Source organism: Hydrogenophaga defluvii (assembly GCF_042665235.1).
In the GTDB taxonomy this organism is placed as follows: domain Bacteria; phylum Pseudomonadota; class Gammaproteobacteria; order Burkholderiales; family Burkholderiaceae_C; genus Hydrogenophaga; species Hydrogenophaga defluvii_A.
On sequence record NZ_JBHTBZ010000034.1, the window covers coordinates 85,197 to 105,513 of the forward strand.

Annotated in this window: 23 protein-coding genes; 13 read left to right on the top strand and 10 right to left on the bottom strand. The window is 66.7% G+C overall.

Translation table 11 applies throughout. The features are described from left to right. Window positions 1–3 precede the first annotated feature (3 nt). From ACFQU0_RS12770 to ACFQU0_RS12800, 7 genes are all read left to right on the top strand, one after another. Window positions 4–294, top strand: a complete 291-nt coding sequence (locus ACFQU0_RS12770) for a muconolactone Delta-isomerase (RefSeq protein ID WP_382201344.1) — start codon at window positions 4–6, stop codon at window positions 292–294. Window positions 295–342: 48 nt separating this feature from the next. Further along, window positions 343–1,920 (top strand): MFS transporter, encoded by a 1,578-nt coding sequence (locus ACFQU0_RS12775; RefSeq protein WP_382201346.1) that lies wholly within the window; start codon window positions 343–345, stop codon window positions 1,918–1,920. 115 nt (window positions 1,921–2,035) lie between these two features. Beyond that, on the top strand, window positions 2,036–3,253 hold the full coding sequence (locus ACFQU0_RS12780) for a CaiB/BaiF CoA transferase family protein (RefSeq protein WP_382201348.1): 1,218 nt from the start codon (window positions 2,036–2,038) through the stop codon (window positions 3,251–3,253). Between the two features lie 19 nt (window positions 3,254–3,272). Then, a complete protein-coding gene (locus ACFQU0_RS12785; RefSeq protein ID WP_382201350.1) occupies window positions 3,273–4,046 on the top strand; it encodes an enoyl-CoA hydratase-related protein in 774 nt (257 codons plus the stop codon). Further along, on the top strand, window positions 4,043–5,815 hold the full coding sequence (locus tag ACFQU0_RS12790; protein ID WP_382201352.1) for an acyclic terpene utilization AtuA family protein: 1,773 nt from the start codon (window positions 4,043–4,045) through the stop codon (window positions 5,813–5,815). Before ACFQU0_RS12785 ends, ACFQU0_RS12790 begins: the two co-directional genes overlap by 4 nt. Window positions 5,816–5,832: 17 nt before the next feature. After that, window positions 5,833–6,801: a Bug family tripartite tricarboxylate transporter substrate binding protein gene (locus tag ACFQU0_RS12795; protein ID WP_382201354.1), complete on the top strand. Its 969-nt coding sequence runs from the start codon at window positions 5,833–5,835 to the stop codon at window positions 6,799–6,801. Beyond that, window positions 6,798–7,580, top strand: a complete 783-nt coding sequence (locus ACFQU0_RS12800; RefSeq protein ID WP_382201357.1) for a GntR family transcriptional regulator — start codon at window positions 6,798–6,800, stop codon at window positions 7,578–7,580. The genes ACFQU0_RS12795 and ACFQU0_RS12800 overlap by 4 nt, the downstream gene beginning before the upstream one ends. A 3-nt stretch (window positions 7,581–7,583) precedes the next feature. On the opposite strand, the gene ACFQU0_RS12805 is transcribed toward ACFQU0_RS12800, so the two are convergent. Then, a complete protein-coding gene (locus ACFQU0_RS12805) occupies window positions 7,584–7,745 on the bottom strand; it encodes a pirin-like C-terminal cupin domain-containing protein (protein WP_382201358.1) in 162 nt (53 codons plus the stop codon). Between the two features lie 202 nt (window positions 7,746–7,947). Continuing rightward, the gene (locus ACFQU0_RS12810; protein WP_382201361.1) at window positions 7,948–8,361 is read right to left on the bottom strand and encodes a hypothetical protein; all 414 of its coding nucleotides are present in this window, start codon (window positions 8,359–8,361) and stop codon (window positions 7,948–7,950) included. 211 nt (window positions 8,362–8,572) lie between these two features. On the opposite strand from ACFQU0_RS12810, the gene ACFQU0_RS12815 reads away from it, so the two are divergent. The 3 genes from ACFQU0_RS12815 to ACFQU0_RS12825 all read left to right on the top strand — a co-directional run bounded on the left by ACFQU0_RS12815 (window position 8,573) and on the right by ACFQU0_RS12825 (window position 10,696). After that, window positions 8,573–9,508, top strand: coding sequence for a LysR family transcriptional regulator (locus ACFQU0_RS12815; RefSeq protein WP_382201363.1), 936 nt, complete (start codon window positions 8,573–8,575; stop codon window positions 9,506–9,508). Window positions 9,509–9,654: 146 nt separating this feature from the next. Continuing rightward, window positions 9,655–10,308 (top strand): trimeric intracellular cation channel family protein, encoded by a 654-nt coding sequence (locus ACFQU0_RS12820; protein ID WP_382201365.1) that lies wholly within the window; start codon window positions 9,655–9,657, stop codon window positions 10,306–10,308. Window positions 10,309–10,318: 10 nt separating this feature from the next. Next, the gene (locus tag ACFQU0_RS12825; protein WP_382201368.1) at window positions 10,319–10,696 is read left to right on the top strand and encodes a SirB2 family protein; all 378 of its coding nucleotides are present in this window, start codon (window positions 10,319–10,321) and stop codon (window positions 10,694–10,696) included. Here ACFQU0_RS12825 and ACFQU0_RS12830 read toward each other — a convergent pair. The 4 genes from ACFQU0_RS12830 to ACFQU0_RS12845 all read right to left on the bottom strand — a co-directional run bounded on the left by ACFQU0_RS12830 (window position 10,677) and on the right by ACFQU0_RS12845 (window position 15,799). Then, a complete protein-coding gene (locus tag ACFQU0_RS12830) occupies window positions 10,677–11,696 on the bottom strand; it encodes an HD-GYP domain-containing protein (protein ID WP_382201370.1) in 1,020 nt (339 codons plus the stop codon). The genes ACFQU0_RS12825 and ACFQU0_RS12830 overlap by 20 nt on opposite strands. Window positions 11,697–11,715: 19 nt before the next feature. Continuing rightward, the gene (locus tag ACFQU0_RS12835; protein ID WP_382201371.1) at window positions 11,716–13,515 is read right to left on the bottom strand and encodes an ATP-binding protein; all 1,800 of its coding nucleotides are present in this window, start codon (window positions 13,513–13,515) and stop codon (window positions 11,716–11,718) included. 98 nt (window positions 13,516–13,613) lie between these two features. After that, the gene (locus ACFQU0_RS12840; RefSeq protein WP_382201374.1) at window positions 13,614–15,389 is read right to left on the bottom strand and encodes a diguanylate cyclase domain-containing protein; all 1,776 of its coding nucleotides are present in this window, start codon (window positions 15,387–15,389) and stop codon (window positions 13,614–13,616) included. 29 nt (window positions 15,390–15,418) lie between these two features. Beyond that, window positions 15,419–15,799 carry a rhodanese-like domain-containing protein gene (locus ACFQU0_RS12845; RefSeq protein WP_382201377.1) on the bottom strand — a complete coding sequence of 127 codons (381 nt, stop codon included), beginning with the start codon at window positions 15,797–15,799 and terminating at the stop codon, window positions 15,419–15,421. An 86-nt stretch (window positions 15,800–15,885) separates the two neighbouring features. Here ACFQU0_RS12845 and ACFQU0_RS12850 point away from each other — a divergent pair, with 86 nt between their 5' ends. The 3 genes from ACFQU0_RS12850 to ACFQU0_RS12860 all read left to right on the top strand — a co-directional run bounded on the left by ACFQU0_RS12850 (window position 15,886) and on the right by ACFQU0_RS12860 (window position 18,615). After that, entirely contained in the window at window positions 15,886–17,226 is a 1,341-nt protein-coding gene (locus tag ACFQU0_RS12850; protein ID WP_382201379.1) for an acyclic terpene utilization AtuA family protein, read from the top strand. After that, window positions 17,223–17,564 carry an AtuA-related protein gene (locus ACFQU0_RS12855; RefSeq protein ID WP_382201382.1) on the top strand — a complete coding sequence of 114 codons (342 nt, stop codon included), beginning with the start codon at window positions 17,223–17,225 and terminating at the stop codon, window positions 17,562–17,564. Before ACFQU0_RS12850 ends, ACFQU0_RS12855 begins: the two co-directional genes overlap by 4 nt. A 76-nt stretch (window positions 17,565–17,640) precedes the next feature. Next, window positions 17,641–18,615: a Bug family tripartite tricarboxylate transporter substrate binding protein gene (locus ACFQU0_RS12860; protein WP_382201385.1), complete on the top strand. Its 975-nt coding sequence runs from the start codon at window positions 17,641–17,643 to the stop codon at window positions 18,613–18,615. Between the two features lie 79 nt (window positions 18,616–18,694). Here ACFQU0_RS12860 and ACFQU0_RS12865 read toward each other — a convergent pair whose 3' ends face one another. The 4 genes from ACFQU0_RS12865 to ACFQU0_RS12880 all read right to left on the bottom strand — a co-directional run bounded on the left by ACFQU0_RS12865 (window position 18,695) and on the right by ACFQU0_RS12880 (window position 20,126). Further along, on the bottom strand, window positions 18,695–18,814 hold the full coding sequence (locus ACFQU0_RS12865) for a toxin-antitoxin system HicB family antitoxin (RefSeq protein ID WP_382201387.1): 120 nt from the start codon (window positions 18,812–18,814) through the stop codon (window positions 18,695–18,697). 196 nt (window positions 18,815–19,010) lie between these two features. Then, window positions 19,011–19,169: an ASCH domain-containing protein gene (locus tag ACFQU0_RS12870; RefSeq protein WP_382201389.1), complete on the bottom strand. Its 159-nt coding sequence runs from the start codon at window positions 19,167–19,169 to the stop codon at window positions 19,011–19,013. Beyond that, window positions 19,166–19,633: an NUDIX hydrolase gene (locus ACFQU0_RS12875; protein ID WP_382201392.1), complete on the bottom strand. Its 468-nt coding sequence runs from the start codon at window positions 19,631–19,633 to the stop codon at window positions 19,166–19,168. Before ACFQU0_RS12875 ends, ACFQU0_RS12870 begins: the two co-directional genes overlap by 4 nt. Window positions 19,634–19,700: 67 nt before the next feature. Continuing rightward, a complete protein-coding gene (locus tag ACFQU0_RS12880; RefSeq protein ID WP_382201394.1) occupies window positions 19,701–20,126 on the bottom strand; it encodes a hypothetical protein in 426 nt (141 codons plus the stop codon). Window positions 20,127–20,317 lie beyond the last annotated feature (191 nt).

Genomic DNA, 20,317 nt, shown 5'->3' on the forward strand with positions numbered 1-20,317 from the left:
ACCATGGAATTCCTGGTGCACATCGAGATCGAGTGGCCGCCCGGCAACGACCCCAAGCTGAAAGACGAAATCTTTGCCGCCGAGCTGCTGCAGGGCCAGAAGCTAGCGCGCGAGGGCAAGCTCAAGCGGCTGTGGCGCATCCCCGGCCGCTGGGCCAACTGGACCCTGTACGAGGTGGCCGACGCCACCGAGCTGCACGCCTGTCTGACGTCGCTCCCCCTGTACCCGTGGATGAACATTCAGGTGCACGCCCTGGCCGAACACCCGAACGACCCGCGCTCGCTGGGTCTCTGAACTCCCGTCGCCGCACATCGCCGCAGTCGATCCATGAATAATGCGGTGATGTCCACCACCGCCTCGATCTGGAGCCCCCTGCGCCAACCCGCCTTCCGAGGCCTGTGGTTGTGTGGCGCCGCCTTCTTCATCGGCAACGGCATGCAGGCCATGGTGGCGGCCTGGCTGATGATGGAACTCAGCGGCTCGTCCTTCCTGGCCGCGCTGGTACAGACCGCCGTGTTCCTGCCCATGTTTGTGCTGGCATTGCCGGCCGGCGTGCTGGCCGACACCACCGACCGCCGCCGCCTCATCAGCATCTCGCTGGTGGCGCAACTGGTGGCCAGCGCCCTGTTGGCCGTGTTGGCCCTGGGGCACTGGGGTGGGCCGGCATCGGTGCTGTTCCTCGTGTTTGTTTGCGGCTGCTGCCTAGCCATGCTCACGCCGGCCTGGAACTCCTCGGTGGTGGACCCGGTGCCGCGCGAGGAATGGCCACAAGCCATCACCGTCATCAGCATCGCTTACAACGCCGCACGCGCTGTCGGTCCCACACTGGCCGGCCTCATGTTCACCCGCCTGGGGGCGGGCTGGGTGTTTCTCGTCACGGTGCTCACCACCGCGCTCATGTGGGAGGCCACCCGCCGCTGGCCACCCAAGCCCCACCCGCCCAGCCGCCTGCCCGCCGAGCGCCTGTGGGGTGGCACCCTCAGCGGCCTGCGCTTCGCCTGGCACTCGCGCATCATCCTGGCGCAGCTGGTGCGCGTCATGGCCTATGGCGCGGCGGGCTCAGCCCTGTGGGCGCTGTTGCCCACCATTGCCCAGCGCATGGGCACCGGCGCCGAGGGCTTTGGCCTGCTGATGGGCTGCATGGGTTCCGGCGCGGTGATGGCTGGCATGGTGGCGGGCCGCTTGCGCGCCCGCTTCTCGCTCGACCGCATCGTCATCGTGACCGTCGTGGTGTTTGCGCTGGTGCTCACACTGTCGGCGCTGGTGCGTGTGCCCTGGCTGATCTACCTGGCCATGGGCGCCGGTGGTGCGGCATGGATGACCTCCATGTCCATCTTCAACAGCGCCACCCAGGCCAGCGCGCCGCCCTGGGTGCGCTCGCGCGCCGTGGCCTTGCACATGGTGGCCGCTCTGGGCGCCTACGCCATGGGTTCGGCCTTCTGGGGGGCGGTGTCCGACATCCTCGGGCTGAACACCGCCCTGCTGAGCGCCGCCGCCCTGATGGCCGCCGGCCTGCTGCTGGTCAAACCCTTCCCGCTGCGTGTGGGCGATACACACGAGGTGACCCAGAGCACGCCCTGGGACGAACTCTTCATCGAAGCCGAACCTGCGCCCGAGGCCGGCCCCATCGCGGTAGAGATCAGCTACCGCATACGCCCCGGCACCGACGAAGCCTTTCTGGACGCCGCCGCCCGCCTGCGCGCACCCCGCAAACGCGACGGCGCCACCTTCTGGCGGGTCTACAAAGATCTGGGCCAGCCCGCGCGCTACACCGAACGCTTCATCGTCGAGTCCTGGGCCGACTACCTGCACCAGCGCGCCCGCGCCACCGTGGCCGACCAGTCACTCGAAGCCCAGTTGCGCGCCTTTCTGGCCGAGGGTGAGAGTGCGAAGATGACGCACTACATTGCGGAGCGGTGAGGCGCCGATTTCGCTGGGCCTTGGAAGCTGGCTCGGGTTTCCCCTAAAACGCGAGATACCCAGCGCCTCATAACATGCACCCATTAAACCTATTGATAGGTTTTTAGGTGCAGCATTGAAACCCTCAGAACCACCCCGCGCCGGCCCACTCTCGGGCGTGCGCGTCATCGACATGACGGCCGTGTTCATGGGCCCGTCGGCCACGCAGATGCTGGCCGACCTGGGGGCCGACGTGATCAAGGTCGAAGCGCCGGGCGGCGATGTGATTCGCGGCATTGGCCCGCAAGGCGCGCAAGGTTTGGGGCCGCTGTTCCTGGGGTTGAACCGCAACAAGCGCAGTGTGGTGCTGGACGTGAAACACCCCGAGGGCAAACAGGCTTTGCTGGACCTGTTGGCAGACGCCGACGTCTTGACCTACAACGTGCGTCCGCCCGCCATGCGCCGCCTGGGGCTGGACTTTGAAACGCTGGCGGCGTTGTACCCGCGGCTCATCTATGTGGGCATGTTCGGCTTCTCCGAACGCGGCCGCTACGCCGGCAACGCGGCCTTTGACGACCTCATCCAGGCGGCCTGTGCCCTGCCCCAGGCCGTGGCCCTGGGCAGCGGCGACGTGCCACGTTACGTGCCCTTCACCCTGGCCGACCGCATGGTGGGACAACACGCCTTCGGTGTGATCTGCGCGGCGCTGTACGCGCGCGAACAAACCGGCGTGGGCCAACGGGTGGACGTACCGATGTTCGAAACGCTGCTGCCGCAGGTGCTGGGCGACCACCTGTACGGCCAGACCTTTGTGCCGGCACAGGGTGGTTTTGGCTACCCACGCCTGCTGTCGCCCGAGCGCCGGCCCTACGCCACGCGCGATGGCCATGTGTGTTGCCTGATTTACACCGACCAGCAGTGGCGCCAGTTCCTCAACGCCATCGGCCAGCCCGAGGCCTTTGACACCGACCCGCGCCTGGCCAATATCGGCACCCGCACCCGCCACATCACCGAGCTGTACCAGTGGGTATCAGACGAAATCGCGCAGCGCAGCACGGCCGAGCTGCAGGCGCTGCTGAGCGGCACCGACATCCCGGTGTTTCCCATGCACACCTTTGAGTCGGTGCTGGGCGACCCCCACCTGCAAGACATCGGCTTCTTCAATGAGCTTGAACACCCACAAGTGGGCACGGTGCGCAACACCGCCGTGCCGAGCGAGTGGTCGGGCACACCGCCCGGCCCGGCCACGCCGGCACCGCGCGCGGGTGAACACAGCCGCAGCGTGCTGCGCGAGGCCGGATTTGACGACACGCGCATCAAGGCCCTGCTGGCCAGCGGCGCACTGCGCGAATGACTTCTTGACAAGGACAACCATGAGCAACATCTCCGAACTGCAGGAAGAACAACGCGGCGACGTGTTGTGGCTGACCATACAACGCGAAGAACGCCGCAACGCGATGAATGCGACCGTGCTGAACGGTATCGGCGCGGCCATCGCTCGTGTCAACCAGACACGCGAGGCGCGGGCCATCGTCATCACCGGTGCGGGCAGCAAGGCCTTTTGTGCCGGGGCCGATTTGCAGACCGGCAGTTCGTTCAAGTTCGACTACTCGGAGCCACACCAGGGCTTTGCGAATGTGCTGCGGCAGGCGCGCGCCAGCAACGTGCCGCTGATCGCCCGCGTCAACGGCGCCTGCATGGCCGGTGGCATGGGCCTCATGGGCATGTGCGATTTGGTGGTGGCCGCACGCCACGCCATTTTTGGTCTGCCCGAGGTCAAGGTGGGCGTGTTCCCGGCCCAGGTGCTCAGCGTGCTGGGCGATCTGTTGCCCCGGCGTGTGCTCAACGAACTGTGCCTCACGGGCGAACCGTTCAGCGCGGAACGCGCGTTGAACGTTGGGCTGATCAACGGCGTGTCCGACGACGTGGACGAGGCGCTGCAAACCGTGCTGAACAAGTTGCTCGACAAATCGCCCGCCGCCATCCGGCGCGGCCTCTACACGCTCAAACACACCGAGCACATGAGCTTCGAACAATCGATGGCCTTCACCGAAAGCCAGATCGCGCTGTTTGCGTTGACCGAGGACGCCGCCGAAGGCCAGGCCGCATTCCGCGAAAAACGCCAACCCAACTGGAGTGGCCGATGAGCAAAGTGGTACGCATAGGCGGCGCCAGCGGCTTCTGGGGCGACAGCGCCGTGGGCGCCCCACAGCTCGTGCGCAGTGGCCAGATCGACTACCTGGTGTTCGACTACCTGGCCGAACTCACCATGTCGCTGCTGGCCGGCGCGCGCCTGAAGAAGCCGGAGCTGGGCTACGCCACCGACTTCGTGACGGTGGCCATGAAACAAGTTCTCAAAGACGTGGTGGATCAGGGCATACGTGTGGTCAGCAACGCCGGCGGCGTGAACCCACAAGGTTGCGCCGATGCGTTGGCGGCCTTGGCTTCCGAGCAAGGTGTGGCGCTGAAAATCGCGGTCGTCACCGGCGATGACCTGATGCCCCAGGTGGGCGCGCTGCGCGAAGCCCAGCCACCCGTGCGCGAGCTTCAAAGCGGCGCGCCGTTGCCCGAAAAGCTGGTCAGCGCCAACGCCTACCTGGGTGCCCTGCCGGTCAAGGCCGCGCTCGATGCGGGCGCGCAAGTGGTCATCACCGGGCGCTGCGTGGATTCGGCCGTGACCTTGGGCGTGCTGATGCACGAATTCGGTTGGGCACCCGAGCAGCACGACCTGCTGGCCGCCGGCGCGCTGGCCGGCCACATCATCGAGTGCGGCGCCCAGGGCACGGGCGGCCTGCACACCGACTGGGACCGTGTGCCCGACTGGGCACACATCGGCTACCCCATCGTGGAATGCGAGGCCAACGGCGCCTTCACGGTGACCAAACCCACGGGCACCGGCGGCCTGGTGGTGCCCGCCGTGGTGGCCGAGCAAATGTTGTACGAGATTGGCGACCCCGCCGCCTACCTGCTGCCCGACGTGGTGTGCGACTTCACCCAGGTGCACATGGCGCAGACCGGCGAACACCGCGTGCGCGTGGAAGGCGCGCGGGGCCGTCCGCCCACGCCCTTTTACAAGGTCAGCGCCACCCACATGGCGGGCTTCCGTTGTTCGGCGCAGCTCACCATCGTCGGCATCGACGCGGTGGCCAAGGCGCGCCGCACGGGCGAAGCCATCCTGATCCGCACCGGTAAAATGCTGGCTGCACTGGGCCTGGGCGCGTTCAAGGAACACCACCTGGAGGTGCTGGGTGCCGAGTCGTGCTACGGCCCACACGCGCGCCACGCCGACACGCGCGAGGCCATCCTGCGCCTGACCGTGACCCACCGCAGCAAAGAGGCGCTGGAGCTGTTTGCGCGCGAAATCGCACCGGCCGGCACCTCGTGGTCGCCCGGCACCACGGGCGCGGCCGGGCGGCCCTCGGTGTCACCCTCTATCCGGCAGTACGCGTTTTTGGTCGACAAGTCACGGGTCATGCCGCAGGTGCATCTCGATGGCGAAACGATCGCCGTGACGGTGCCCGCCGGCACCCCCATCACACCGCCCGCACCCACACACAACAGCCACACAGTCGACGCCGGACCCGACTCGGTAGACGTGCCCCTGGTGCGCCTGGCCTGGGCGCGCAGCGGCGACAAGGGCGACACCTCCAACATCGGCGTGATTGCGCGCCGGCCCGAGCTGCTGCCGCTGCTGCGGGCACAACTCACGCCCGAGCGCGTGGCCACTTGGCTCGCGCACCTCGTGCAAGGCCCGGTCACGCGCTTCGAAGTGCCCGGCATCCACGCATTCAATTTTGTGTGCGAACAGGCCTTGGGCGGCGGGGGCATGGCCTCGCTGCGCAACGACCCGCTGGGCAAAGGCATGGCCCAGATCCTTCTTTCCATGCCCCTACGTGTCCCCCCCCACCTGCTGTAGAACAAGGAGACAAGCCCATGGACCGCCGCCAAACCCTCACCGCCCTGCTCGCCACCACCCTGGCGCCCGCCACCTCGTGGGCGCAGGACTTTCCCAGCAAACCCATCAAGCTGATCGTGGCCTTTGGCGCGGGCAGCGGCAACGACCTGATCGCGCGCGAGTTGTCCAAACACATGAGCGAGTCCCTGGGTCAGCCGGTGGTGGTGGAAAACCGCCCTGGCGGAGGCGGCTCGGTAGGCACCGACGCGGTGGCCAAGGCGCCTGCCGACGGTTACACCATCGGTCTGGGCACCAGCTCTCAGATGGTGATGAACGTGGGCCTGTACAAAACCCTGCCTTTCGACGTGGAGCGCGACCTGCGCAGCATCGGCCTGGTGGCACGCACCGGCATGATCCTGGTGGCCAGCAGCAAAATGCCGCCCACGTTGGCCGGGCTCATTGCCCAGGCCAAGGCACAACCGGGCAAGATCACCTACGGCTCGGGCGGGCCGGGTTCCATCAGCCACATCGTGGGCGAGGCCTTTGCCAAGGCGGCAGGCATTTCGTTGATGCACGTGCCCTACAAGGGCAACGGCCCGGCATTGGCCGACCTGGCCGGCGGCCACGTGGATCTGCTGTTCGACGGTTTCCTCGCCACCAACCCGCTGGTGCAACAAGGCAAGGCGCATATCCTCGCGCTCTCGGCGCCCCAGCGCAGTGCCATGGGCCCACAGGTGCCCACCTTTGCTGAGGCCGGTTTGCCCGACTACCAGGCCTACACCTGGAACAACCTGTTCGCGCCCGCCGCCACGCCGCAGCCGGTGATCGACCGCCTCAACCGCGCGCTCAACCAGGCCCTGGCGCAACCGGGTTTGTTGCAGCGGCTGGCGCAAGGCGGCTCCGAGGCCCTGGGCCCCAGCACGCCCACCGATGCCGACAGCTTTGGCCAGCGCGAACGCGCGCGCTGGGTGCCTTTTGTGCGCGCCATGAACATCGAGACCTCATGAAAACGGCGGTGGAAGCCGGTGTGGCGCAGTACGCGCAACTGGCCAGTGTGCTGCGCCACCAGATCGCCCAAGGCGAAATCCCCGCAGGCTCCCGTCTGCCCACCGTGGCCGAGCTGGCCGAGGCCCACGGCGTGGCCCGCATCACCGCGCGCCAGGCCTACGGCGTGCTCGCGCGCGAAGGTCTGGTGCACAGCGCGCGAGGGCGCGGCACCTTTGTGGCCGACGCGCCCACGCAGCGTGGCGCCGGGCTGGACGCCCACCTGCGCGCGGCCATCAACGACCCCGCCGCTGCCGAGCTGCGCATCGACCTGATCGAGCAACAACGCCGCCAACCGCTGCCGGCCGATCTGCTGGGCCCTTTCAAGCCTTGCGCCAGCTACGACATGGTGAAGAAGCGCCACATCCACCAGGGTGAGCCCTTCTGCCTGATCGAAATGCACGTGGACAGCAGCGTGCGCGCGCTGTTTCCACGTGGCGCTGAAAAACGCCACAAGATCGCCTGGCTGATCAACCAGCACGCGCCCGGCCGGCTGCACGAGGTGCAACAGACGCTGAGCGTGGCCCCGGCCGACCTGCCACTGTCGCGCGCGCTCGACTGCCCCTTCGGCACACCGGTGCTGCAGATGACGCGCCGTGTGCTCGACCGCCAAGGCCAGGTGGTGCTGGCCGGTCGCTTCTGGTACCGGGGCGACCGCTTCGTGATGGACCAGTCCATCCCCTTCGACGTGTGGCTGCACCATCCCGGCATGGTCATCCCCGATTACCATCGCGGGCCATGACACTCAACCCGCTGGTTGCCCAAGCGCCCGGCGCAAAAAATCACTCAGCGCCTGCCAGATCTCCTGCTGCGTGTTCATCACGAACGGGCCGTACTGCACGATGGGCTCTTGCAGCTGCTGGCCCGCGATCAGCAACAACCAGGTCTCGGAGCTGGCGGTGATCACCACCCCATCGGCCGCAGCGCCGTTTGGCCAGCAACGCCATGTGTTGTGCCGGCACCTGCTGCAACACCAGGCCGTGCGCATGCTGGATGGCAAACGATAAAACGGCGCCCCACAAACACGAACGGCGCCGGGGATGACCGGCGCCGTGGGTGTGGCGAGGGCACGGCGGGATCACCCCCGTGCCTCAAAACACAAGTGCGGATTACAGCTGGGTGGCAGTTGCCGTACCGGCCACGCGGCTGGCGCGCTCGGCCTGGGGGTATTGCGAGGGATACAGTTCATTGAGCTTGACGCCAGCGTCGCCGCTTTGAACGATGTCGCCGCTGCGCACAGCGCGGAAGTATTCGGCACGCACCTGCTCGCGGGTGGTGTTGGTCTGGGCCACCACCGGCGCTGCCAGGCGGCTGGCGCGGTCGCCGCTGGCCACCACTTCGCCGGCAGCGGCGGCACGCAGGTACTCGGCGCGAACGGCGTCGCGGGTCTGATTGCTGGTGGCGGCAAAGTGTTGGGCCAGACCCACGCCACGGTCGCCGCCTTCAACAGCCATGGCATGGCCGGCACCCAGTGCGGCAAAAGACAAAACGATGGCGGAGGTGATTTTCGAAGTCATGTTCATGGTATTTCCTAGAAGGTTGAGGGTGTTTCCTTCGGGCTTGATCCGCCGGTACAGCGTCTGGTTGCCCGTTGCTCGGTGAGTCGCGCTGGTGTTTGCCTCATCGATGGGGTGTACTTTATTACCGTTTTATTTCGAGATAAATATCCACATTTTCAATTTTCTATTGTTGATTTTGAAATAATAGAGACCTTGAAAAACCGAAAGCCCTCCCATGGACCGACTCCAAAGCCTGCGCGCCTTCCAGAAAGTGGTGGATGAAGGCGGCTTTGCGGCCGCCGCGCGCGCCCTGGACATGGCCCCCGCCGGCGTCACCCGCCTGGTGGCCGACCTCGAAGAACACCTGGGCACACGGCTGCTGCAGCGAACCACGCGCCGGGTTTCGCTGACCGATGCCGGTGATGCACTGCTCAAGCGCAGCCGGCACATCCTGCAGGATGTAGACGAGGCCTTTGCGGTCACGCAGTCGCACACCTCGGAGCTGTCGGGTGTGTTGCGCGTGCTGGCGCCTCCGGTGCTGGCAGTCAACATCGTGGCTCCGCTGGTGGCAGGCTTTCGCGCCCAGTACCCGCGCATCACCATCGACCTGCACGTCGAAACCGCCTACGAGCTGTCGGTCGAGGACCACGACATCACCCTGGTGGGCTCCACCGATCAGTTGGGCGAGCAGGTGGTGGCGCGGCATGTGGCCTCCAGCGAGGCGGTGGTCTGCGCCTCGGCCAGCTACATCGCCCAACACGGCGCGCCCCAAACCCCCGAAGACCTGGCGCTACACCAATGCCTGCGGCTGCGCACGCCGGGTGCGCGCTTGGCGCCGTGGCGGCTGATGCACCCGCTAGAAGGCGACCGGGTGGTGGAACAGGAGGTGAGCCCGGCCTTTCTGGCCGACCACACCGACACCCTGCTGCGCGCCACGCTGGAGGGCGCGGGCATCAGTTCGCAGCCCATCGAACTGATTGCCGAACACCTTTGCAACGGCGACCTGGTGCGCGTGTTGTCGCCCTGGATCACGGCCCGCCTGGAGCTCTATGCCGCCCTGCCCAGCCGCAAGTTCATGCCGGCGCGCAGCCGCGCGTTTCTGGACCACCTGGTCACCCAGATGCGCCAGCGCATTGCGCTGGCGCAGAAGCTGGGCTGCGGCGAGGGCTGAACAGAGCGCTGAAGTGGACGCGGATCAGGCCGACAAAAGCACGGCCTTGTTGGGCTCGCCACACTCGGCCGACTCGCCGCTGGCGCGCGCACTTGACGGCCCCTTCACCACCCCGGCATGGTCATCCCCGACTACCATCGGGCCGTATGACGCTGAACCCGCTGGTCACCCAGACGCTGACAACCGCACAGATTGCCATCGAGATCGCGGCCACGGCGGCCTTTGCGCTCTCCGGCATCCTGGAAGCCGTGCGCAAAAAGCTGGACGTGGTCGGCATGACGGTGGTGGCCTTTCTGGCGGCCTTCGGCGGTGGCACGCTGCGCGACGTGCTGCTCGACCGCCGGCCCTTCTTCTGGGTCGAGCACAGCTGGTACGTGTGGGCGGTGCTGGGCCTGTGTGTGGTGACAGGCGCGTGGCTGCGTGGCCACCACCTGGCCCTCACCGAACGCGCCATGCAGTGGCCCGACGCTTTGGGCCTGGGCCTGTTTGCGGCCAGCGGCACACAGATCGCGCTGGCCGCCCACATGCCCCCGCTCATCGCGGTGCTGATGGGCGTGATGACGGCCGTGTTCGGTGGTGTGCTGCGCGACGTGGTGTGCAACGAAATCCCCTCGGCCTTCCACGGCCACCAGCCCTACGCGGTGTGCGCGTTTGCCGGCGGCTGGGTGGTGGTGGCGTGCCACTTTCTCGTGCTGGACAGTGGCATCGCCCTGGCCCTGGGTGCGTCGGCCGCCAGCGGCCTGCGCCTGCTGGCCATGTGGCGCGACTGGCGGCTGCCGGACCTGCGCATCCACCGTTGAAACCTGCACGATGAGCTACCTGGCGTTGCGCCACCTGCACCTCACCTGTGTGGTGGTGTCGGTCACGCTGTTTGTGCTGCGCGGTGGCTTGGGGCTGTGGGGCGTGGACTGGCGCCGCCGCTGGCCGGTGCTGCGCTGGCTGCCCCATGCCAACGACAGCGTGCTGATGGCGGCCGGCGTGGGGCTGATGGTGTGGAGCGCGCAGTACCCCGGCGCGCAACACCCGTGGCTGGCGGCCAAGCTGGTGCTGCTGCTGGCCTACATCGTGGCGGGCAAGCAGGCCTTGCGCGCCGACCTGCCGGCCAAACACCAGGCCCCATGGTTTGCGCTGGCCCTGGTCTGCGTGGGCAGCATGGTGACGTTGGCGCTCACGCGCTGGGGTGGTTGAGCGGCTCGCCGAATTCGGCCGCCACCGCCGCCACCTGCGGCAGCAGGCCCAGGAACACGGCCACCAGGCTCGGATCGAAATGCCGGCCCGCCTCCTGGCGCAGCAGGCCCAGTGCCTCGTCGAAGGTCCAGGCACGTTTGTAAGGGCGCACGCTGGTGAGTGCGTCGAACACATCGGCGATCGCCACAATGCGCGCTTCCAGCGGAATGGCCTCGCCGGCCAGGCCGAAGGGGTAGCCACTGCCATCCCACTTTTCGTGGTGGTAGAGCGCGATGCGGTGCGCCATGGCCAACATGCCGTCCTGGTGCCGGCCAATGATGCGGGCGCCAATTTCGGGGTGCTGGCGCATCACCAGCAGCTCGTCTTCGTCCAGCCGCCCCGGCTTGCGCAGGATGGCGTCGGGGATGCCGATCTTGCCCACGTCGTGCATGGGCGCGGCGCTGAACAGGTCTTCGAGCAAAACCTTGGGCATGCCCAGCGCCTGACCAATCAGGCGCGAGTAGTGGCTCATGCGCACCACGTGCAGGCCTGTTTCGTTGTCCTTGAACTCGGCCGCTGCGCCCAGGCATTGCACCACCTGCTGGCGGGTGGCCAGCAACACCTCGGCGCGCACCAGCGAGAGCTGGGTTTTGATGCGCGCACGCACCACCGGGTTGCTGAAGGGCTTGGTGATGTAGTCCACCGCGCCCAGTGCAAAGCCCTGGGTTTCATCGGTCTCGTCGCTGAGCGCGGTCACGAAGATGACCGGGATGTGGCGTGTGGCGTCGCTCGCCTTGAGGCGTTCGCACACCTCGTGGCCGGTCATGCCCGGCATCATCACGTCGAGCAGGATGAGGTCGGGCAAAGCGCTGGCGGCCAGCTCCAGCGCCCGCGCGCCGTCCTTGGCGATCAGCAGGCGGTAGTCGTCCTGCAAGATTTGCTGCAACAGCCTGAGGTTGACCGCTTCGTCATCCACGAGCAGCAACAGCTTGCGGGCGTCTTGTTCTGCTTGCGCAACCATGTGCATCTCCGTGTGAACGTCAGGTCTGCGGCTGCTGGGTCAGCCAGGCACGCAAGTCTGCCAGGGCCAGCTCGGCGCGGTCAAATTCGAAGTTGTCCAGCGCTTTGGCCGCCGCCTGCCAACTGGCCTGCACGACGCCGGCCCCCAGGGCGTCCTTGAGCACCTCGACCTGGCGCAGCGGGGCTTCGCCGCGTTGCAAGGTGCTCACCACCTGGTCGATGGCGGCCAGCGCGTCGACGACACGGGGCGGCGCACCCAGCACGTCCAGCGGCTGGTTCTGTGTGGGCGCCAGCAAGGGCAACACCGCCTGCTCGGTGCGGTCCAGCAAGGGGCCGAGTTCGGCGGCAAAGGCCTGGGCGTGCGCGATGTCGCCATGCCGCAAGGCGTGTTCGACGATGGCGAGCAACTGGCTCAGGGCCTGCAAGCCCAGCGTGGCGGCACTGCCGCGCAGGGCGTGCACCGGGGCCACGGCGGCGCTCAGGTCGTTGTTGCCCAAGGCGGCCAAAATGTTGGCGCGGTGCCCCGGCAGGTGCTCCACAAACAGCGTCAGGCCATCGACCCAGACATCGCGCATGTCGCCCCAAATCTCCAGCGCCTCGGCCTCGTTCACCAGCGGCAGGTCTTCGGCCAAAAAAACCGATGGGGTGCTCTCGGCCGGCGCCGCTGCCGCCGCATGGCGCAGCGGCAGGCGCACGGTGAACACGCTGCCCTCGCCGGGGGTGCTGCGCACGCCCACGTCGCCGCCCATGAGGGTGGCCAGTTGTTTGCACAAGGCGGTGCCCAGGCCGGCGCCCCCAAATCGACGGTCCAGCGAAGCATCGCCCTGTGTGAAAGGTTCAAACAGGCGGGCCAGTTGGTTGGGCGCCATGCCCGGCCCGGTGTCGCTGACCTCGAAACACAACTGACCATCCAGCACCTGCGCGCGCAGCTGCACCTGCCCGGCCGCAGTGAACTTGATCGCGTTGTCCAGCAGGTTGCTCAGGATCTGCCCCACCCGCACGGCATCGCCATGCACGCGTTGGGGCACGGCGGGCCGCACCTGGACCGACAAGGTCAGGCCCTTGGCCTGGGCGATGGCACCGAAGTCGTGGCGCAGACCGTTGAGCAGTTCGTGCAGGTCGTGGTCTTTCTCCTCCAGCTGCAGCTTGCCTTTTTCCAGGCGCGCCACGTCCAGGATGTCGTTGAGCAGGCGCAGCAGGCTGCGTGCGGCGTTTTGCACCGTGACGAGGTGGCCGCGTTGCACCTCGTTCAGCGGCGTGTCCATGAGCAGGCTGGTGAAACCCAGCACGGCGTTCATGGGTGTGCGCAGTTCGTGGCTCATGGTGGCCAGGAAGGCGGAGCGTGTGGCGGCCATCTGCTCGGCGCGCTCGCGCGCCTGCTCCAACTCGGCCCGGACGCGGCGGTAGCCCACATCGCGGGCGATCTTGGACACACCCACCACCTGCCCCGCATCGTCGCGCATGGGCGACACGTTGATGGACACCTCGACCAGGCTGCCGTCCTTGCGCCGCCGGGTGGCTTCGTAGTTGGGCACGACCTCGCCCTTGCGCACCCGGCTCAGCAGCCGGCTCTCGGCCGCGTGGTCTTGCGGCAGCAGCAGCAGCTGGATGTGGCGGCCGATGGCCTCCTGTGCGCTGTAGCCGTACAGGCGCTCGGCGCCCGGGTTCCACGACTCGATCATGCCGTCGAGCGACTGCGCCACGATGGCGTCGTTGGAGCCGGCGATCAACGCGCGCGCCAACTGCAACTCGCGCTCGCGTTGCACGCGCAGTGGATCGTCTGCCGAAGCCGGCTCAGGCGGGGGAGGGGAATCTGGCATGGGGGCGGGCGGGCCGGACCATCCGGCACAAACCGAAAATGTAATAAATTATCATTTTATTGTCAATTTCAGGTTCAAATTGGCATGTTTTTACCACATCAAACCGGCACCGGCTGGGCCCGCACCAGCCGCTGTTTGCCCGCCTGCTTGCCGGCGTACATGGCGGCATCGGCGCGTCTGAGGAGGTCCACCGCGTCGTGGCCGTCCACCGGCGCCAGCGCGTAGCCGGCGGTCAGGCCCACCCGCACCGGCGCGCCCAGCACCTCAAACGGTGACACAAAGGCGTCGCACAGCTTGAGGCCCAGTTCGTGCGCGCTGCGCTCGTCGGGCAAGCCGTGGGCCACCAGCACAAATTCGTCACCGCCCACACGCGCCACCAGATCGCTGCTGCGGATGTGGGCGCGCAGACGTTGCGCCACCGCCACCAGCAGTTCGTCGCCCACGTCGTGGCCAAAGCGGTCGTTGACGGGTTTGAAGCCGTCCAGGTCCAGCGCGTACAAGGCCACCAGCCGGCCGGGGCTGGCGTGGGGCAACACCTCGGCCAGTGCCGCATTGAGCCCACGCCGGTTGGGCAGGCCGGTGAGGGGGTCGGTGTGGGCCAGCGAGGCCATCACGCCCAGGTCGTGCCGCGCCTGGAGGGCGGCCTGTGCCATGGCGTGGGTGCGCAGACCGAGCACGCGCATGAACAGCAACATGTCCAGTGTGGCACTGAACTGGAAGGCGTGCTGGGTCCAGAAATTCACCGGCATCCAGCCGCGAATGACGCCAATCATCACCGCCGTGCCCAGCCCGTACACCGCCCAGGCCAGCAGCAGGGTCAGGCCGACCTGATCGCCCGCGCGCGCGCGACGAAAGGCCCCGCGCAGCCCCATGAGCGCGGGCACCACGCCCAGCACACTCATGAGCGCCGTGACCACCCGCAGTGGCAGCAGCCCCAGCACGTAGCCCAACGCCACCGCCCCACACAGGGCAGCGCCACCGCGCATGGCCAGGCGCCACCAGCGTGCCTGATCGGGCCCGCGCAAGGTGTGCTCGATGAACAGAAACGAGCCTGCCGCCGCCGCCAGGGCGGCCACCCCGGAGGCATAGACCTCCACCCCAGGCCAGGCGCCCCACACGTACTGGCGACCCACGCCGAACATGTGCAGCGAAAACGCCAGGCTGCCACTCAACAGCAACCCGTATTTGAGGAACAGGCTGTCGCGCAAAGAGAGCCATTGCGCCAGGCTGTAGCAGAGCAGGCACAGGGCCAGGCCCGTGAGCAGGCCCTGCAGCATCTGCTCGTCGAGCGTGCGGGCATAAAACACCGCCGGGCGGCTGAGCGTCATGGGCAGCACCATGGCGCCGCTGGTCTGCACTTGCAGCCAGAGGTCGTACTGGCCTTCGCTCAGGGTGAGCTGGGTGGTCGGTGCGCGCGCGGGCTGCCGCCGTTCGTCGCGTGGCACGCGGCTGCCCATCTTGTCCTGCGCCACCACCATGTCGTTGCGCACCAGATAGAGCGACACGTGGTTCAGCGGCGGGTAGTCGATGTCCAGCACCCACACGCCCTCGGCGCCGGGCAACACACGCAGCGGCAGGTGCAGCCACACCGGCTCCGGCTGCAGACCCAGCGTGGCATGGGTTCCTGGCATGGGCACAAAGTTGTCGCGCAACAGGCTGGCCTGCGTCCAGTCGCGCAGGGGCGTGTCGCCCTGGTAGCGGCGCAGCGCCGGCCATACGGCGACCGAAGGCGCGCTGGGCCCAAGCACCAGTTCGGCCGGAGCCCCTTGCACCGACGGCGTCGGGGTTTGTGCCACGGCCGACGCCGCCACACCCCACACCGCGGCACCCAGGCACCACCCCACCAGCCAGGCCAGCCACCGGGCAGGCAACAAGCGTAAGCGCGGCACCAGCACAGACGGGCTCAATCGAAGGACGGCGGCACCGGCCGCTGCACCGGCTTGCCTGCCGCCAGCCAGGCGTCAAAGCCCCCGGCCAGCGACACCACGTTCAGGTAACCCATGTCGGCCATGGCGCAAGCGGCCAGGGCGGCACGGCCACTGGTCTTGCAGTACAGCACCACCTTCTGGTCGCGTGCGGCCAGGGTCGGTGTGCCGCTGAGCTTGAACTCCAGCAAACCGCGCGAGATGTGGACCGCGCCGGGCAGGTGGCCGGCCGCGTATTCGTCGGCCTCGCGCACATCGATTAGCACATCGGCCTCGCGGATGGCCTGCTCCGCCTGCTCCAGCGGCACTTCGGTGACTCGGCTTTTGGCGGCAACCACCAGATCGTGGGCAGACTTCATGCGGATCTCCAATGTTTTTTTGACATTCTAGGTGGGCAGGCACAATGCCGGTGCATACCCCCATAGGCACACCCAGAGGACGCCCCATGACCCTGCGCATCGGCGCGGGCGCCGGTTTTGCCGGCGACCGCATCGCCCCCGCCCGCGACCTGGCCGAGCGTGGCCGGCTCGACTTCATCGCCTTCGAATGCCTGGCCGAACGCACCCTGGCCTACGGCCACCTGCAACGCGCGGCCGACCCGGACAAGGGCTTTCACACCGCGCTCGACAAACGCCTGGGCGCGGTGCTGCCGGCCTGTGTGCAACACGGCACCACCATCGTCACCAACATGGGCGTGGCCAACCCGCGCGCGGCCGGGCGCGCGGCGCAGGCACTGGCGCAGCGGCTGGGATTGAAGATCCGCATCGCGGTGGTCACGGGCGATGACGTGACCACGCAGGTGAACGGCGACACCTGGCTGCCCGAGATGGGCAAGACCTTGCGCGAGCACGGCCAGCGCGTGGTTGGCGCCAACGCCTACCTCGGCATCGATGCCCTGTTGCCCGCGCTCGACGAGCAGCCGCATCTGGTGATCACGGGACGTGTGGCCGATCCCTCGCTGTTTCTGGCGCCGCTGGTGCACCGCCTGGGCTGGGCGCGCGACGACTGGGCGCGCCTGGGCGCCGGCACGGCCGTGGGGCATTTGCTGGAGTGCAGCATGCAGGTGACCGGTGGCTACTTTGCCGACCCGCCGCACAAGGTGGTGCCGAACATCGCGCAGCTGGGTTTTCCGCTGGCCGAGGTGGCGGCCGATGGCAGCGCGGTCATCACCAAACTCGACGGCACCGGTGGCCTGGTGAGCGAGCTGACCGTGAAGGAGCAACTGATGTACGAGGTGCACGACCCGGCCGCCTACCTCACACCCGATGTGGCGGCCGATTTTTCCACCGCGCGCATCGCGCAAGCCGGCGCCGACCGCGTGGCCGTGCGCGGCGTGGGCGGGCGCGAACGGCCGCGCCAGCTCAAGGCCATCGTCGGCTTTGACGGCGGTTTTCTGGCCGAGGGCGAGATCAGCTACGCCGGCCCGGGTGCCGCCGCGCGCGCGCAGCTGGCGGCCGAGATCGTGCGCGAACGCATGGCCCAGGTGCATGGCAACACCGAGCCGCTGCGGCTGGACCTCATCGGTCTCAACGCCCTGCATGGCACGGCCATGAACGGCCTGCCCGCCCACGCCGCGTTGTGCACCGATGTGCGCCTGCGCGCGGCCCTGCGCACCCCCTCGCGTGCCATGGCCGAGAACCTGCTCGAAGAGGTGGAAAGCCTGTGGCTGGGCGGCCCGGCCGGCGGCGGTGGCTACCGGGGCCACATCACGCCCTCGGTGACCACCCAACCCATGTACGTGGGCCGCGAGGCGATCGCGCTCAACATCGAGGTGCTGACATCATGACCAACACACACACGGTGGCATTGCGCGAGATTGCAGGCGCGCGCTCCGGCGACAAAGGCAACATCTCCAACGTGTGCGTGTGGGTGTACGAGCCACGCCACTATGAAGCGGTCAAGGCCGCGCTCACCGTGGAACGCCTGAAGGCCACCCACCCCAGCTTGTGGCGCGGTGCCATCGAGCGCTTTGAGCTGCCCCACCTGCAGGGCATCAACTTCGTGTTCCACGAGGCGCTGGAAGGCGGCGTCAACGCGTCGCTCAACCTCGACGCCCACGGCAAGTCATTTGGCTTTCTGCTGCTGGCGATGGCCATCACCATCGGCGACGGGCCTCCGCACTAACCATGAGAGCACACACGTTCGGCAGCCACTACACTCAAATGTGAATTTTTCACCTCAAACACACGGAGACACACGCATGCCCCAGTTGACCCGCCGCCTCGCCATGGCCACCGCCGTCGCAGCCTGCTTCGCTGCACCACTGGCCCAGGCCCAGAGCTACCCCAGCAAACCCATCCGGGTGGTGGTGCCCTTTGCCCCTGGCAGCGCCACCGACCAGATCGGTCGCGCCTTCATGGCCAAGGTCTCCGAGACCCTGGGACAGACCGTGGTGGTAGAGAACAAGCCGGGCGTCAACGGCATGCTGGGTGCGGCCGACGTGGCCAAGGCCGCGCCCGATGGCTACACCTTTTTGCTGGGCACCAACAGCACCAACGCGGCACTCAAGTTCCTGATGAAGCAACTGCCCTACGACCAGGACACCGCATTTGCGCCGGTGGCCTACGTGGGTTCGGTGCCGCTGATGGTCGCGGTCAACAACGACGTGCCGGCCAAGACCCTCAAGGAGCTGATCGACCTCGCCAAGGCCAAGCCCGGCCAGGTCAGCGTGGCCTACGCCAGCACCTCGCAACAGGTCAGCTCGGCCGTGCTGGCCAGCATGACCGGCGTGCAGTTCAACAACATCCCCTACAAGAGCGGCCCCACCGCCATGACCGACCTGATCGGCGGCCAGGTGATGGTGTTCACCGCCGACTTTGGCGTCACCGTGCCCCAGCACAAAGGCGGCAAAATCCGTGGCCTGGCCGTGACCTCGACCAAACGCGCCGCCGCCGTTCCCGACCTGCCCACCGTCAACGAGGCCCTGGGCCTCAAGGACTACGAACTGACCGCCTACTTTGCGGTGTTCGCCCCAGCCGGCACCCCGGCCGATGCCATCAACAAGATGAACGCGGCCGTCAATGCTGCGGCGAACAGCAAGGACATCCAGGACAAGTTCGCCCCCAACGGCTTCGCCATCGACCCCGGCACGCCGCAGCAACTGGCCGAGCGCAACAAGATCGAAACGGTCAAGTGGGAAAAAGCCATCCGCGAAGCCAAGATCGAACCGCAATAAGCCGCGAGCCTCTTGCAACGAACAACCCGCCCGCCTTCTGGCTGGCGGGTTTTTTCATGGGTGGCGCTTTTGACCTTGATCAGGCAGTGACACGCTGAGCAAGCGCCTCTTGAGCGAGGACGTTGATGCTCTTGCCTTCGGCCTGTGCGGCGATGGCGAACCGTTCATGCAGTTCCGGCGGAATGCCCACACCCTGCATGAGGCAACTCAACCTCGTAGAGCTTCCATTTGGCCCATACCCGACCCGTGGAGGCCAATGGCCGCACATTCTCAAGGTGCCAAGCAAAGTACCCAGGTTGCCACCCACTTGAGCAGGCAGGCTCCACCTGTGGCGGTAACCAGGGTTCGACAAGTCGCACATCCACCAGCGCGACGGCTCGCCCATTCGGATCGACTTAAAACCCATCGGTCAGGAAGTTTGCGTTCTCTACGATCAGCAGGTCTTTGATCAGCAGCGTCGGCGGCACCCATGAGCGAACCTCCATCGTCTTCCTTCCCGCAGCGATGTTTCCGCCATGAGGCGAAACGATGGACAGCGCAACGTACTTGGTCATTTGCAAACAGCATGCCCAAATGCAAGCGGGCTGGCCGACAGATAGGTTCGCAAAAATGCCGGCCTCAAGTTGACAGACACCAGCTCCTGCAAAGGAAACCACCGAAACTCGAGATTCAGCTCGGGTTCAACACCGCGGTATGTGCGGGATGTGTCCAAGAAAACGGAAGACTCAGCCAAGCAGACCTGGAAGTAGAAACCGATTTCATGGTTCCGTGCCCCCGCGAGTTCAAAGAAGTTCTCGACAACATGCAGCAACGGTCCACATTCAACGTTTTCGCCCAGTTCTTCCTTCAGCTCCCGAACGATGGTCGTTGAGGCCGACTCGCCAACCTCAACCCTTCCCCCGGGCAATGCCCAATGGTCGTCGCTTGGTGCTCGATGGAGGAGGACGAAGTCCTCGTGAAGAATGATCGCCGCAGCGCGCACTTGAAAGCGCTGGCCGTTCAACTGGACCGAGATCATGAGACTTGCGTTTCTGCTCAACGATGCACAGCGCAGTGGAGCACCTGTGCCAGTCGGTTGCAAGATGTCATGGCTTGCTGCCCAAAATGGCTCCAACCAAAAACAAGAGGCCAAGTGCACCGACCAGCGCTGAAGAGACCCACCAGAAGAGCTCACTGTTGCCTGGAAAAATCGGACGGAGCCATGGAAATGCGAGCGCGCGCAGCATCAGCACGATCGCGATCGTGAAAAGTGCAGGCTGAAGCAGCGGCGGCGGCGCAGCCAGTCCGGCGCCTGCCAGTGCACACCAAGCCCAAACCAACAACATGGCTCCAACCAGCACGGCAGACACATGCGGTCGCCAATCGCCTGCAGCCACCGCATTGGCCACACTCTCACCCGCACCCAAAAACCGATAGCCCGCAGCACCCCATGGAATGCACACAAAGTGGAGCAGCGCAGCCACAACACATGCCGCCGCCGCGACGGTGAGAAGAATGGACGAGGTGCTCATGCTTTACCCATAAAACCAATGCAAACGCCCCGCAGCATATCGGACACACGCCGGCAGATTGTTAAAGTGACTACCTCCGACCAAACCGGCAGCCCCCCCCCCTGCCCCACCACCATGCCCGCCCGCTCCGACTTTGAACAGATGTTTGACCTTGCCCCCGCCTCGCTCTGGCTGGAGGACTACAGCGGCAT